The sequence below is a fragment of the Lysinibacillus sp. PWR01 genome, from assembly GCF_043359455.1.
Classification (GTDB): Bacteria; Bacillota; Bacilli; order Bacillales_A; family Planococcaceae; genus Lysinibacillus; species Lysinibacillus fusiformis_F.
Map to the genome: position 1 here is coordinate 78,861 of NZ_JBHERJ010000095.1, position 14,472 is coordinate 93,332.

The window sequence follows — 14,472 nt, forward strand, 5'->3', positions numbered from 1 at the left end:
TCCTTCTTATGCTTCTTGTTCTTCTGTTTCTTCTTCGATTCCTAATTCTTTTTTAATCCAGTCATAACCTTCTGCTTCTAAGCGTTGTGCAAGCTCTGCACCACCTGATTTTACAACACGTCCTTGCATCATTACGTGTACATGGTCTGGTGTAATGTAGTTTAATAGGCGTTGATAGTGTGTAATCATTAAGCAGCCAAAGCCTTCACCGCGCATTGCGTTGATGCCTTTTGAGACAACTTTCAATGCATCGATATCAAGACCAGAGTCAATTTCATCTAAGATTGCAAATGTTGGTTTGATCATCATTAATTGAAGAATCTCATTACGTTTTTTCTCGCCGCCAGAGAAACCTTCATTTAAATAACGTTGAGCCATATCTTCGTTCATTTCAAGAAATTCCATGTTTTTATCTAATTCGCGGATAAATTTCATTAATGAAATTTCATCGCCTTCTTCACGACGCGCGTTAATTGCTGAACGTAAGAAATCAGCATTTGTAACACCAGCAATTTCAGATGGATATTGCATTGCTAGGAATAAACCAGCTTGAGCACGCTCGTCTACTTCCATTTCAAGCACATCTTCGCCATCTAACTCAACAGTACCTGAAGTTACTTCATATTTTGGATGACCCATAATAGCAGAAGCTAGTGTTGATTTACCAGTTCCGTTTGGTCCCATAATTGCGTGAATTTCGTTTGTATTAATTGTAAGATTTACGCCTTTTAAAATCTCTTTTCCGTCGATAGCAACGTGAAGATCTTTAATAACTAAAGTTGACATGAAAATACCTCCATAGTGTTCAGTGAATGGGTCAACCATTCCTTAATTATCATCATTCTAATCTTAACTGAAAATCGTTCTCTATGCAAACCATTTCAATTACTTTCCCATTCCTTAAATAAAATCTTTAAAAATAAAGACTTTGTAAGCATTTTCAGATTATTACTACTTCACCTAAACAATGAGAATAGACTTTCTTCATTTTCAATAAAATCTACCTAATTGAGAATTGATTTCATCTAGCTACATAGTGAAAACCTCGAGAAAAGTGCTAATTGTAGCGGTTTTGTGACAAATTAGCATAAACAACATATCTATACTATAACCTATTTCATTAAAATGGAATCAATTTAAGTTCATATTGGAAGAAAGAAATTTTGCTATAAAAATTAATGGATTGTCTCCTCAAAAGAAAGTAATTTTAGGCAAATGAAAAGACAGAAACGTAGATTGTATCCAACATTTCTGCCATTTCTCCATTAATTTAGATGATATGCCCATAAATATCCTTTTGATTCCAGTAAAAAAGCATCTGACTCTAAGGTAGAAGTGATAACAATTGCATCATTTGTCTTCAGCTCATAGCCTTCATTCACGCGTTCTATTTGAATAGGTAAACCTAGCTCTATAAAAAGCTGACGTAGACGGTAAATCGTATTATAAAGATTAGCTAACGCTTTTTTCTCATCTATATTAGGCCAAATATCATCTAAAATACGATACTTCGATACTACGATTCCTTCATGGACTAATAAATAATAAAAAAGCTCCTCCGTAACCTTTGTTCGCCATTTAATAGCTTTGTCATGTATCCTTGTTCCAACCTCACCTTTTAAACTAACTTCCAATTTTGTAGTGTTTCGCTGTGTTTGACGCCCATAATATTTTGTAAGTCTTTCATTTACTTGTAGTACAATACCTGGTGTCATGGGCTTTAATACATAGTCTAGTGCTTGGACTCGAAATGCATCTACAGCATATTTTGCATAAGCTGTTGAAAAAATAATAGGGACATCAATGCCTTCTTCTACTAAAATAGCTGCAAGCTCTAATCCATTCATCTTTGGCATTTCAATATCTAAAATTAGCGCATCATATTCACCCTTAATGGACAAAATTTGAGTTATTGCTTCTAAAGGTGATGTAAAGGTGGCAATAACTTGAAAAAGCCCCTCTTTTTCAAGTAATAGTTTGTGCAAATCTAAAATTGGCTGTTCATCCTCTACCATAATAATTTTCCACATGTTGAAGCTCCTTTAAAGGTTGTATGAATACCATTGTTGTACCTTCATCTTTCTTAGAAGTAATAGAAAGAGTAGCACTCGGCATTTCTTTTACTCGACGTAGAACATTGGTTAATCCGATGCCATTTGAAAATATATTTTCTCCATTGTTTAAAGCTTTTACCTGTTCCTCAGTCATACCAACGCCATCATCCCTCACCTGAATGCTTAAATTATTTTGCTGCCTTTTAATTTCAATAAAGACTGTCCCATTTCCATCCTTTTCAAAAATCCCATGACGAATTGCATTTTCAACTAAAGGCTGTATCAGTAAACTTGGGATTTCTATCTTTTCAGCATCTAATGTATTTTCTATTGTCAAAATAACCGTTAACTTATCACCAAAGCGTGCTTGTTCAATCTCTACATAGGCACGTATAATTTCAAGCTCTTTCTCTAACGTTGCGCGTTGCCCATCCTTACCTGATTCTAATATATAACGTAAATAGGTAGAAAGCATCGTTAATAAATGCCCTGCTCGCTCTCCGTCTGTATAACAAAACGAAATAATACTGCTGAGTGCATTGTATAAAAAATGAGGATTGATTTGTGCCTGTAGAAAAGCCATTTCATGCTGTATCGCTTTGCCCATAGCCTCTTTCGTTAATGCTATAGCCGATAAACGTGAAAGTAACATTTCTTTTGTAGCTGGCTTACGGATATAATCATTGGCCCCTGATTCCAGGATAAGTGAAATATTCGTTGGATATTCATTGGCTACTAACATCATAATCGGTAAATCTATATAGCTATAATACTGACGTATATATTTGGTTAGGGCAATGCCTCCCATTCCAGGCATCACTTCATCTATCAATAAAAAATCAGGTCTTTTTTGCTGAATAACGTTGAGTGCCTCCTCAGGACAATGCACTACCTCTATAGCGTAGTGGCTTTGTAGTAACGATTGTAAAACCTCTGCATGAATGACATCATCCTCAACTATGAGCAATCTTGGCAAATTTTCATTGAACAGTGGCTGATCATTCATAGTGATAATCATCTCATTGTCTTTTAACACTTGCTCATAGCCCCCGAATGGCAAGGTGATGATAAATCGAATGCCATTTTGTAATAAATCTACCGAATATGTACCACCCATCTGCTCAATGATGGCTTTCCCTATCGACTGTCCAGTCTCATCTGCTGCTTTTTGCTGTATAGGCTGAGGGCCAGCTCCTTCTACCAAGATTCTTACGTCTGTATCAAGATGTAAAACAGTTAGAATCATATCCCCATTCCCAGCATGAGCAATAGCTGTTTCAAGTACCCTGTATAAGATTTGACCTAGACGTTGCTCATCAGCTTGAACTAATAATTTTGGATTGGTGTGCTTGTATAAACGAATATGCGTTTTTTTTATTTTCTTTTCGTGCATAATTAATACATGCTGAATAATCATTTGAATATTAACTGGGTGTACATCTATTTTAAAATCCTGAAACCTTATTCTAGTGAAATCTTTTAAGTCATTTACTAGATATAATAAACGTTCTAATTGTTGTTCTAGTAGTTGTTGCTTATCCGTCATAGATTGAGTTGATAAGGATTTTGTAATATTTAATGCATGATAAAGAGGTTGTTCTAATTCATTTGTTGTCACTTCTAAAAAGGAATCCTTACCGATTGTCGCCTTTTCCAGACGTTGGCTATATAATTCAGCGTCTCTTGTTCGATTAATTAGTCGCATTGCCAAATAAATATTCATACATACTACAAAGAATAGCAGACCAATACGATTAAAAACATTTCGCCCAGAGAAAAAAAGCTGATCAAATGTTCCACTTATGCTAAAAATTAATAGAGATATAATTGTTGCACTTAATATTATCAGTTCATTTTTCGGAACATGAGCACTTTTCTTCATGATCAAATACAATAATCGTCCTATTATAAAAAATGCTAGGAAATTTATATAGGTAAAAAATATATATTGTAGCTCCGATAAGGATCTTGCTGGTAAAAGCAGTGTTCCAACGCCATATAATAATAGTGGTGACACAAATAATAAAGCTGTCCTACGCTTCATCATAGCTGTTACCGTATAGGCAAAGAACAGGAATAGCATCACTGCATTTATATAGGTTGTAAAATCTTGCAAACGAAAATAAAATTCAAATTCTATAGTAGGAAACTCTCTATAAAGAGTTCGTTCGCCTCTTGTACATACCAAAATTGCCAACGTAAAAAAATACATTGCACTATAAAAAAACGCTTTGTCTCTTATTCTTAATAAATACAAACTAAAATGAAAGATTGAAAATATTAATAACATGATAATCGTTGTTTTTTCTAAGTACACATCTTGAATGACATCTTTTGCAAGAGCATCCGCATCTCCTATATCTATAGGAAATATAATGCCATGCCTTGCATTATGAAAATCTGCAACTTGTATTGTTAGGATCACCGAATCTGAAGAAGGTGAAAAATACACTTCATAAACAGGATTACTTGGTTTCGATGCTTCACGAGCAGTAGCAAGTTTACCATAGGAGGCAGCGATCTCATTATTTATAAAAAGTCGATGAGATGACCAAATATTTCGTACCCGAATACCTATTTTTTTGAAATGAGGTGGTAGCTTAATTTTAAGTTGATAAGTACCATACTCTGCATCGGCCTGCCATGGTCCAGGAACCTTTTCAATTGGAGCATGATCAGGAAAATTAGCAGGTTCAAGAAATTTATGGCCTATAAAACGCCATTCTCCAGACAATGCTACAATCTCTTCCTCTTTTGTTATTTCTGATAAATCTAATTGACCATCCACCGCCTGTAACTTAGTATTGCTTGTATCTTGATCGTTAAAAATTAAATAAGTTAGCATCGTGATGGCTAATAAAATAAATAACCAACTTAAACTTTTTTTTATCATGAATCCACCTCCTCCTCATCTTACAATAGCGAACTCTCAAATATCTAACAGCTTATAATTTTTATTTTGACATAAACAGTCATTTTTCATCTTAAATAATATATAATTAAGGTATAATCAATCTTATTTTTAGATTAATAGAGGTGAAATGTTAGTGGAGTTACGTCAATTACGCTATTTTGTAGAGGTTGCTGAACGTGAGCATATATCAGAGGCTGCTGAGCATCTTCATGTAGCCCAATCTGCCATTAGTCGGCAAATCGCAAATCTTGAGGATGAGTTAGGCACTCCGTTATTTGAACGAGTGGGACGAAATGTCAAATTAACACCAATAGGGAAGACATTTCTTGAGCATACCATTACGGCATTAAAGGCCATCGATTTTGCAGCAAAGCAAGTAGAAGAATATCTTGATCCTGCAAAGGGCTCAATTAAAATCGGCTTTCCAACAAGTTTAGCTAGCTATGTTCTGCCAACCGTTATTTCAGCCTTTAAACGCGAATATCCTGATTTACAATTTCAACTCCGTCAAGGGTCTTATCGATTTTTGATTGATGCAGTTAAAAATCGGGAGTTGAACCTCGCCTTTTTGGGACCCCTGCCCCCGAAGGACGAATCCATTCAATCAACCATTCTGTTTACTGAAAATATTGCCGCACTCCTACCAGCCAATCATCCATTAGCTAAAAGAGAAAGCATACAGCTTGCAGAGTTGAAAAATGATTTATTCGTATTATTTCCAGATGGTTACATTTTGCATAAGGTAGCGATGGATGCTTGTCGAGCTGCAGGCTTTTTACCAAATGTCATTTCAGAGGGAGAAGATTTGGATGCACTAAAGGGCTTAGTCGCCGCTGGCATAGGTGTTAGTCTATTACCAGAAAGTTCTCTTTATGATTCAGCAGCTCGCTTTACCATTAAGGTTCCTATTGAATCTCCTACAATCCCTAGAACTGTTGGTATTATTTCACCCGTAAATCGAGAAATTGCACCATCAGAAATCATTTTCTTAGACTTTGTGAAAAACTTCTTTTCTCGTCTTTCTCAATTCCAATAAAAAATCGCCTTTTGGGCGATTTTTTTGACTTCACATTATTTAGTTGAATGCTCACTAATCCATTGTAATGTTTTTGCGCCTAAGCCTCCTGCACGCCATAACACCACGTCATGATAGTTTCTCCTCTGTACATAGTTCACCCATTTTTCAAGCGTTACTTGATCAGCATACCAAACTTCATGGCTAATTCGGCTGTCATCTATATACGTAAAATAAACGGCTCCACTTTTCTTATCACGTTTCTTTTCTGCTTGCGTTTCAGCTAATATTTGCTCAGCCTCCAGCTCCGTTAAAGCAACTGTTTTACCTTCTGCTCCCCAATCGAAACCGCCCGTAGCAAATGCAATGGCTAAATCTTGATTTGACTTTTTGATCTTTTTCACTAAATCATTAAGAAAAGTAAAAGTGGCTTTCGCACCTGGCCCACTATGATAGCCATGAACATTATAGGCCATTACAGTATAGCTAGGTCCATTTGGAAATTTTACATCAAATGGAAAACTCGGCTCTAGCACAACATGCAATGTCATATCCTTTTTAGAAAGCGCTTGGTACAGCTCTTTTAAAAAGAGGATATATTTTTTTAGGTCTTCTTGCGCTACCTTTTCATAATCAATCTCAATACCAGCCAATTGGTACTGTTCTGCTACCTCTAAAATATGGCTGATATGCTTTTTTCTAGCAGCAGAATCATATACCAATCTGTGCAAAAGCTGACTATCCTTTTGAACAGATGGAGCGTTATCTGCTACATAATCATTAATAAGCGTTAGGATCACATGATGTGAATTGGTAAATTGCTGCTGTGTTTGTTGCAGCATATCAATTGCATTTTCTGTTAAAAGCAATTCGTCTTTACTATTAAAATAAGCACCGAAAACCCTTAGATCTTGTAACCCTTGCTGAGAATTTTTCACATCCTCCATAGCCAATTTATTTTGCCATTCGGGTAACCAGATAGACAAACGAAGCTTCTCCTTAATTTTTGTATCAACTTTTGCTACCGCTGCTGGCTCCTTACTAGGACTACAAGCCGTAATAAATAGGAGCGCTATACAGATAAACAATACAAAATTCTTCACTTGAATTAAATTTCACCTCAGTTTAGAAGGTTTCAATAAAGAAATCCACCACATCATTTAACATAACCATGGCTTTATTCCTCACCTTCTCAAAATTCGTATATTGGTTTGTATAAATGATTTGCTTTTTACTATCTGTAATCAAAATATCCTCTATGAATGTGTCGTAAATATCATCGGCATACTGTTCATGTGAAGTATCCTTTTTACTGTACAGCGCACCAAATCCAATCTGTGCCCCTTGTAATGCTGGATTTATTTGAACGGTTTTGGATAATACATCATCTACATTTATTTCTATTTTATCCTGATGGACGGTAATGTTAAATACTCTCTTTTTCTTTAAGTTTCTTGGGTATTCTTTATCATTAATACGAGAACCTTTTTGAGTATCATGATAGGTGTAAACGGTCGCCTTGTTAAAGGCATATTCCTCTTCATTCCATTTTATTTCATTTAACTGAAATCGTTCTTTCTCAACAATCCCTGCCTCTGGTAATTTTTCACTTACCACAATCTCATTATCTACTAATGCAATTCTCAAATAGCTGTTTGTTGTTGCATCATAATTGGTATAGAAAGCTTGCTGACCTACAACATTTCCTTTGAATGTAAAATTTGCTTGAAAGCTTTCGGTTAATGCATCCTTTAAGAGAATTCTACCTTCACTAGATGGGGGTGAGGTTAACGTAATTTCATTATTTTCAAATTCTGCCGCCCCATTTACCACATGCCAATTTTGTGCTATTTGAGGATCTCCTATCTTAAATTCAATGTTTTGTTTACTAGTTTGAAAAATTTTCATCATGACATGATTGGTTGACCAATACGGCGAAACTTGTAAACGATTTAAGTTATAAAGATCTGCCTCTCGATCATTATAGGCACCCAATTCTAAATTAAAATGCAGACGAAACTTGTCTTTAATTTCCTTGTCATTGATTTTCTGTACTAACGGGTCCATATTGTTATAAAGAGAGTTAGCATGCATAATCGCATAGGCTTTTGGCACTTCACCAAACTCCTGTTGATAGATATCCTCCATCAGCGTATAATCCTTCTTAATGCGTTCTTCCATCTCTTGCCGTGTTTCACTTGGAATCATATATGGATTGCGAATAAAGTCCATTAAATAGTGGTTGTAGTATTCTATCGTTGTTTTATTGGGTACATCATTTTCATCGATAAAACCAAGTGATTGTCCTTTATCATTAAAAACATTAATATAGGTTAGCCTATAGCCATTAGATCCTAATTCCCAATACCCACTTCTTTTCATCAGCTTTAAATCTTTAGGCTTTAAGAATTTACTATCCCTCGTAGCCATTTTATTAGCATACGTAAACATCGTCGCCTTATAATTTAATTTTTCCATAATATTTTGAGCAAAAATACTAGAATCTGTGCGACCATCCTCAAAGGATAAATACAATGCTTTTTTAGGCAATGGTTTGTCTTTTTGATAAAAATCTAAAATATCCTTTTGTGTAATCGTTTGATAACCTTGTTTTTTCAGCAATGTTAATTGTTCTTCCAAATTCTTTTTAGACACATATTTAGGAGAATCATTTCTACTGAGCCCAAAATAAGAAAGGGCAATAAATCCCTCTTTATTGTTTAATGGTACCGCTTCAGCCGTTCGCCTCTCTGTCAAAAATATAGCTTTTATTAAAATCACAGCTAGTAAGAACACAATGATTAATTGTACGATCGAACGAATGATTTTCCGACGATTTTTTTTAGCTGGCTGGAGTTCTATACTTTTTCCTTTCATTCCTTCTCACCCATTTTTCTATTTTTCAACATCGAAAACCGGGATTTTCGTACTTTCTGCTTTTCCATTTTCTTTTCTTTCGCTAGAACGTCTTGAGGGGTTTCTCTTGTTCCCCATGTAGATTTCCAAAAAGTTACCCAGGCTGCTGGCATCTGCCATAGCAAAATAAATTCATAATAGAGAACAAAAATAAAACCAAACCCCCATAGTGTGCTCTTTCTAAAGAATAAATGTGCCAAACTCATTAACATTGCCATTAATAGTAAGCCTAGTAAAAATGTTGTTGGAAAAATGCCATATACTAGTGGTACATAAATTAAGTTATACACAACAATAATCGGCGCAGCGATTGGTACAATTAAACCAATGATAAAGAAAAGAAACATAAAAGGTTCTTTTTTCCACATAAATATAAATGCGCGTAATGATTCTCGTAACCAAGAACGTTTCCATCTCATTTGTTGTGCTAAAAAAACTTTCGTATCAGAGGGCACAATCGTAGAACAAATGGCATTATCCTGATAGCCTGTTCGATGTGTTTTCAAAATATAGTTGGTCATGCTGCGGTCATCCCCAAATGTGGCTGGCTGACCGAGAAACTTTTGATTGAGCCAGGCTGTCTCATTTTTTAGAATAAGCTCTTTCCGATAACAGGCTAATGGCCCCGATAAACAAGTAACCGTATCAAACCATGATTCGGCTGCTTTCATAATACGAAAGGCAATATAATAACGGACTGTTTGTAATTTTGTAAGAGAATTGGTAAATTTATTTTCAACCTCCGTTCGACCAGCCACACCGCCCATTTTGGGATCTTGAAAAGGCTGAACTAAATTGCGAATGGCATGTGGCTCTAAAAAACTATCTGAATCCACAAACACAACCAATTCATGCTTGGCTTGATGAACCCCAGCAACTAAGGCTTCTCGCTTTCCTCCGTTCTGTGGTAGCTTATAAAACTTTAAGCGATCATTTGTCCTAAAACGTTCACCCTCACCATGTATAAGATTAATCATATCCTTTGCCTTTTCTTCTGTACGATCTGTTGAACAATCATCCACGACGATTACTTCTAACTTATCCACTGGATAATATTGATTAATACAACTAGATACCGTGCGATGAATCCATTCCTCTTCGTTAAACACAGGAATTATAATAGATACACCTGGTTCAAACTTAGGGTTGATTGGTATATTTTTATAGAGCATACCGAATACATATCTGCTTAACAGAAACGTTGCGGCAATAATACTATAAAGATATAAAAATTTATTAAACCTGAAATAAATCAAACTTTCTGCTCTCATTAATATGACACATAGTGACACAATTAAGAAAAATAAGCTGGCTACAAAAATAGAAACGCCCCACCGATTTTTTATCATATACTCATTTAAAGGATGCAAAAATTCACATGCAACATAATAACGGGTTTGTTCATCTACTTCTTTAGTAAAGCAACGTACAACCTTAGCCTTTAACTTGACTTTGGACTCATAGCCCTCTGGCATTGCCCCACCTGGTATTGTGAATCCCATAGTTAGTATTTCATCGATCAATAAATGCTGGGGCTGATGGGAGTAAACAAGGATACCCGTTACCGAAATATCCTCCGCATAATATTTATTAGAACTCACTGGACGTCTAGGTCTTTTAAGCTGAACCTCAAAATTTGTTTCATAGCGTAAACTCATTCGTTGGAGACGATAAACTTCGTTCACATCTGTAGGATCAATCTCCTCTTTCTGGTAGGATGCACCACGTCGATCCACTAGGTTTCGTACATTTTCAGGATCGGGAATATTTGATAGAATTCGGCGGTCAGAGCGTGGTGTCATTAAAATCTCTTTTTTCATCACTCATTCACATCCCTATTTATATCTTCCTCAATCCAAGTCGACATTTTACTAAAGCTATAGCCATCTTGTTGTAGTTTTTCAATAATTAGAGGTAATGCTTCTACCGTATTCGTCCCATCTAAAATATGCATGACAATGACTTTCCCTGGTGCAGCCCTTTCGATTACTCGTTCATAAATGTCCTGCGCCTTGTAATCTAAATTCCAATCAAAAGAAGCAATATCGTACATAGCAATGGTTTCAATTCCAGCGGCAGTAATAATTTTGGCCGTTCGCTCATCCATTATGCCTTGTGCTGGTCTGAAATATAACAGTGGTGGCTCTTGTAATGCATAGGTCAGAGCCCTGTGAGCCTTCACTAAATCATCCTGCAATTCTTCAGGTGTCATCTTCGTCACATCTAAATGGTAATAGGAGTGACTTGCTACCTCGTGACCTTCCTCTACAATCATTTTTGCTAATTGTGGATTCTTCTCGACTCCGCTACCAATTAAGAAAAATGTACTTTTGATATTATATTTCCGTAAAACGTCCAGTACTTCCTTTACGCGCTTTTCATGTGCCCAATCATCAAAAGTAATAGCTATTTCCTTTTTGGACGTCTCTTTTCGATAATATATATTGGGCTTGGCATGCTCATAATTTAAATTGGGGCTAACAGCGTCATACCCTTTTATTTCTTCTACTGACTTTGTTAAATAACGTTCATCTAACACATCGCTTAACGTAGTAATCATGTACTCATGTTCTTTAGCTAATTGCGCTAGTAAGGGGATGGTATCAATAATGGCAGGATTAATGTATGTGTTGAGATGAATGATAGAGCCCCTATCAATATATTGGCTGATATAGTCAATTAGTTCTTGAGCACTTTGCATTTTTCTATCAAGTGGATTAATAGATAATCCAATAACTGCCTTCATGTTTAGTGTGGCTGCTACTAAACGCATGTTTTCGGTAACATCACCTGAGCGACTTCGAACATATTTCGGAGTATAGCCTAAATGCTCTTCAAAAATTTGATTGGTTAAAAAAATTTCTTCATACGTCTGGTCATAATCTAAAGTTGCTACATTTGGAAACGTCAATGTACCGTTTTGTACCTCATGACCTCTCTTTAAGATATCTCTCACAAGCTCTGGCTCCTGAGCAACACGCATCCCCTCCAAGAAAAAAGTCGCTTTCATATCCAATTCATCTAACTTTGTTAGTAATTGCTCCATTGTTTCGTTATCTGCGAAGCCATTAAATGTTAAGGCAACTTTCGGCACGACAATGTTGGCATGACTAATTAAATCACTCATTGTACCATCAGATTTTTTGATTTTAATAGAAGAATCAACTGGATGAATCGTTTCTTTGGTAGCGGGGTGACATCCCGTTAGAAGTAATAACATAAGCAGACTACAGATTTTAAGTAGTTTCATTTCCAATGAATTCCCCTTATAACTTGTGATAATTTTTATTTTCAAACACAAAATTGGTATTACGTGTATCAAAAATTAAGGAAGCCTGTTGATCAATTAAAGAATAATCAATTTCTGAATGATTCGTTAAAATTAACACTGCATCTGCATGTTGGACTATTTCTCCTGTTAATGGAACTGTATTTAAAAGGGATTGTTGTACAGAGAATGTTTGAATAAACGGATCGATAATCTTTAGTTCACACTGACTATCTAATAACTGCTGGATAACACGAAGTGCTGGAGATTCACGTGGATCATTTATATTAGGCTTATACGTAACACCAATGACAACAATCGTTGCCTTACTTAGTTCTTTATTTTGTCTACGTAAGTAATTTTCTAATCGATTCACAACAAAGCTAGGCATTGAATCATTGACTTTGTCTGCTGCCTCAATTAATGTTGCAGAGATGCCATGCTGTTGCCCAGCCCATAATAAGTATTTAGGATCTACTGGAATACAATGTCCCCCTACTCCAGGTCCAGGTGTAAATGGCATAAATCCGTAAGGCTTTGTAGAAGCTGCTTGAATAACCTCCCAAACATCGATATCCATTTTATAACAAATCTGACTTAACTCATTGACAAGGGCAATATTAATTTGTCGAAACGTATTTTCCAGCAATTTCTCCATTTCAGCTACTCTCGGACTCGACACAGTATATATACTGGTATGAATGACTGTTTCATAAAAGACCTTTGATACTTCTAGACATGCTGCTGTTATTCCCCCAACCACTTTCGGTGTATTCGAAACGGAAAACTTGCTATTTCCTGGATCTATACGTTCTGGTGAATACGCTAAAAACAAATCATGACCGATGACAAAGCCATTTTTTTGTAAAATGGGCTGAACAAATTCTTCTGTTGTCCCAGGGTAAGTTGTGCTTTCTAAAATAATGAGCGTATTGGTCTTAATATTTCTTCCGATGTCATGCGTTGCCTCTTTTATAAATGACATATTAGGCGTTCCATCTACTGCTGTAGGTGTAGGCACACAAATCACTACTACGTCAACTTGCGAAAGTTTGGAAAAATCATTAGTTGCTTCAAATCGACTACTTTTTATGATTCGCTGTAAATTTTCTTTAGGTAAATCAGCTATATAACTATCCCCCTCCTGTATCTGTCTGATTTTATCTTGATTCTTATCAAACCCTATAACATGAAAACCACTTTGTACAATCTCAACAGCAAATGGCAGCCCCACATAACCAAGTCCAATAACTCCTATAGTCGCAGTTTTTGTTTTGATTTTATTCGATAAAGCTGAGCTTCGTGATTGCGTTTTTATTTTCATAAAAAATGACTCCTCTATCTAAAACAATTTTCAACTTCCAACGGATTTAAAAGGTTTTGAGCAATGATTTATTGATGGTAAGCGTTCTACAAAGTAATTGAGTATTTCTCATTATCATTTTGATCAAACTCCTTTCATTGCTACCGACTTCCTCATGATTTTTCTGTGAAAAACGATTAATCAAAAACCTTCAACAATTTGCTAACGTTTATATAGTACTAATTGAAACTAAACAATTTCTAAACATTTCGAAAATACATTATAAAACACCTATTTTTCTCAAAATTCGACAATATTAGTGCAATAATTCACATTATATTTATCAATAAATTCATACCTACTAGTTCATGCTAAATAATAAATATATGCAAAAAATCCCTTAAGTATCACCAATACTTAAGGGATTGCATAAAAAGGTATGTGAGTAATATGACTCACATACCTTCGTATGGAATTTTTCTATAATGCGAAAAGGCTTTCCTTTGCAGGCTACTTACTTGCTGCTAACGCTCTGTGCTAAGTCTTTCTATCCTACAGGAGTCAAATAGCCTCCATGCCCATCCACAAAAGTGTTTTCTTTTTGGCAAAGATTGCACAAATAAAATAAGAGCCTATCCTTTCTCTATAAATAGAAATAATGCGTTACTTTCAATTTCTTTGATAGTTTGACGCATGGACTGAATACCAAAATCATACTGAATAAACGTCCTTTAAAGAGAACAACAGAATCCATACTAGGAAGACCGTTAGCAGAGTAAAGGTTTTCTATTAAAGGATAGATAAATGAAAAATCAATAGCAGTCTCTAGTTTTCGCCCTAAATGATCTGTAGGAACTAAATGATCCATCGTTAACTTTTCTAATTGCTCACGGTCATTGGTTTGATTCTTCGTCATCATGGTTGATCACCTCGAAATTTTACTTTTTATCAACATATGAATAAGGAGTTCTGTATGTAGAAATTGATTGGAACGAAGGGTGG

At 35.5% G+C, this 14,472-nt stretch carries 9 protein-coding genes and 1 pseudogene; 1 reads left to right on the plus strand and 9 read right to left on the minus strand.

Features of this window, described 5'->3' with window-relative positions; all coding sequences use genetic code 11:
- Positions 1 to 6: 6 nt before the first annotated feature.
- The 3 genes from sufC to ACEVFT_RS22015 all read right to left on the minus strand — a co-directional run bounded on the left by sufC (position 7) and on the right by ACEVFT_RS22015 (position 4,947).
- On the minus strand, positions 7 to 786 hold the full coding sequence (sufC, locus tag ACEVFT_RS22005) for a Fe-S cluster assembly ATPase SufC (protein ID WP_016994918.1): 780 nt from the start codon (positions 784 to 786) through the stop codon (positions 7 to 9).
- Positions 787 to 1,265: 479 nt separating this feature from the next.
- Positions 1,266 to 2,030 carry a response regulator gene (locus ACEVFT_RS22010; RefSeq protein ID WP_103118724.1) on the minus strand — a complete coding sequence of 255 codons (765 nt, stop codon included), beginning with the start codon at positions 2,028 to 2,030 and terminating at the stop codon, positions 1,266 to 1,268.
- Positions 2,002 to 4,947, minus strand: coding sequence for a histidine kinase (locus ACEVFT_RS22015; RefSeq protein ID WP_374805732.1), 2,946 nt, complete (start codon positions 4,945 to 4,947; stop codon positions 2,002 to 2,004). The genes ACEVFT_RS22010 and ACEVFT_RS22015 overlap by 29 nt, the downstream gene beginning before the upstream one ends.
- Before the next feature lie 154 nt (positions 4,948 to 5,101).
- On the opposite strand from ACEVFT_RS22015, the gene gltC reads away from it, so the two are divergent.
- Positions 5,102 to 6,004, plus strand: coding sequence for a glutamate biosynthesis transcriptional regulator GltC (gene gltC, locus ACEVFT_RS22020; RefSeq protein WP_048394390.1), 903 nt, complete (start codon positions 5,102 to 5,104; stop codon positions 6,002 to 6,004).
- Between the two features lie 35 nt (positions 6,005 to 6,039).
- On the opposite strand, the gene ACEVFT_RS22025 is transcribed toward gltC, so the two are convergent.
- From ACEVFT_RS22025 to ACEVFT_RS22050, 6 genes and pseudogenes are all read right to left on the minus strand, one after another.
- Entirely contained in the window at positions 6,040 to 7,086 is a 1,047-nt protein-coding gene (locus ACEVFT_RS22025; protein WP_393951296.1) for a glycosyl hydrolase family 18 protein, read from the minus strand.
- Between the two features lie 22 nt (positions 7,087 to 7,108).
- A complete protein-coding gene (locus ACEVFT_RS22030; protein WP_393951297.1) occupies positions 7,109 to 8,860 on the minus strand; it encodes a polysaccharide deacetylase family protein in 1,752 nt (583 codons plus the stop codon).
- Positions 8,857 to 10,719, minus strand: a complete 1,863-nt coding sequence (locus ACEVFT_RS22035) for a glycosyltransferase family 2 protein (protein ID WP_393951298.1) — start codon at positions 10,717 to 10,719, stop codon at positions 8,857 to 8,859. The genes ACEVFT_RS22030 and ACEVFT_RS22035 overlap by 4 nt, the downstream gene beginning before the upstream one ends.
- Entirely contained in the window at positions 10,719 to 12,149 is a 1,431-nt protein-coding gene (locus ACEVFT_RS22040; protein ID WP_393951299.1) for a polysaccharide deacetylase family protein, read from the minus strand. Before ACEVFT_RS22040 ends, ACEVFT_RS22035 begins: the two co-directional genes overlap by 1 nt.
- Positions 12,150 to 12,165: 16 nt before the next feature.
- Entirely contained in the window at positions 12,166 to 13,491 is a 1,326-nt protein-coding gene (locus ACEVFT_RS22045) for a nucleotide sugar dehydrogenase (RefSeq protein WP_393951300.1), read from the minus strand.
- Positions 13,492 to 14,123: 632 nt separating this feature from the next.
- Positions 14,124 to 14,389 (minus strand): annotated as a pseudogene (locus tag ACEVFT_RS22050) (transposase); the annotation flags it as partial.
- Between the last annotated feature and the right edge of the window lie 83 nt (positions 14,390 to 14,472).

What these genes read in the sequence shown, in the direction of transcription:
- sufC (WP_016994918.1), bottom strand. Translation starts at nt 786, where the DNA reads ATGTCAACTTTAGTTATTAAAGATCTTCACGTTGCTATCGACGGAAAA.
- ACEVFT_RS22010 (WP_103118724.1), bottom strand. Translation starts at nt 2,030, where the DNA reads ATGTGGAAAATTATTATGGTAGAGGATGAACAGCCAATTTTAGATTTG.
- ACEVFT_RS22015 (WP_374805732.1), bottom strand. Translation starts at nt 4,947, where the DNA reads ATGATAAAAAAAAGTTTAAGTTGGTTATTTATTTTATTAGCCATCACG.
- ACEVFT_RS22030 (WP_393951297.1), bottom strand. Translation starts at nt 8,860, where the DNA reads ATGAAAGGAAAAAGTATAGAACTCCAGCCAGCTAAAAAAAATCGTCGG.
- ACEVFT_RS22035 (WP_393951298.1), bottom strand. Translation starts at nt 10,719, where the DNA reads ATGAAAAAAGAGATTTTAATGACACCACGCTCTGACCGCCGAATTCTA.
- ACEVFT_RS22040 (WP_393951299.1), bottom strand. Translation starts at nt 12,149, where the DNA reads ATGAAACTACTTAAAATCTGTAGTCTGCTTATGTTATTACTTCTAACG.
- ACEVFT_RS22045 (WP_393951300.1), bottom strand. Translation starts at nt 13,491, where the DNA reads ATGAAAATAAAAACGCAATCACGAAGCTCAGCTTTATCGAATAAAATC.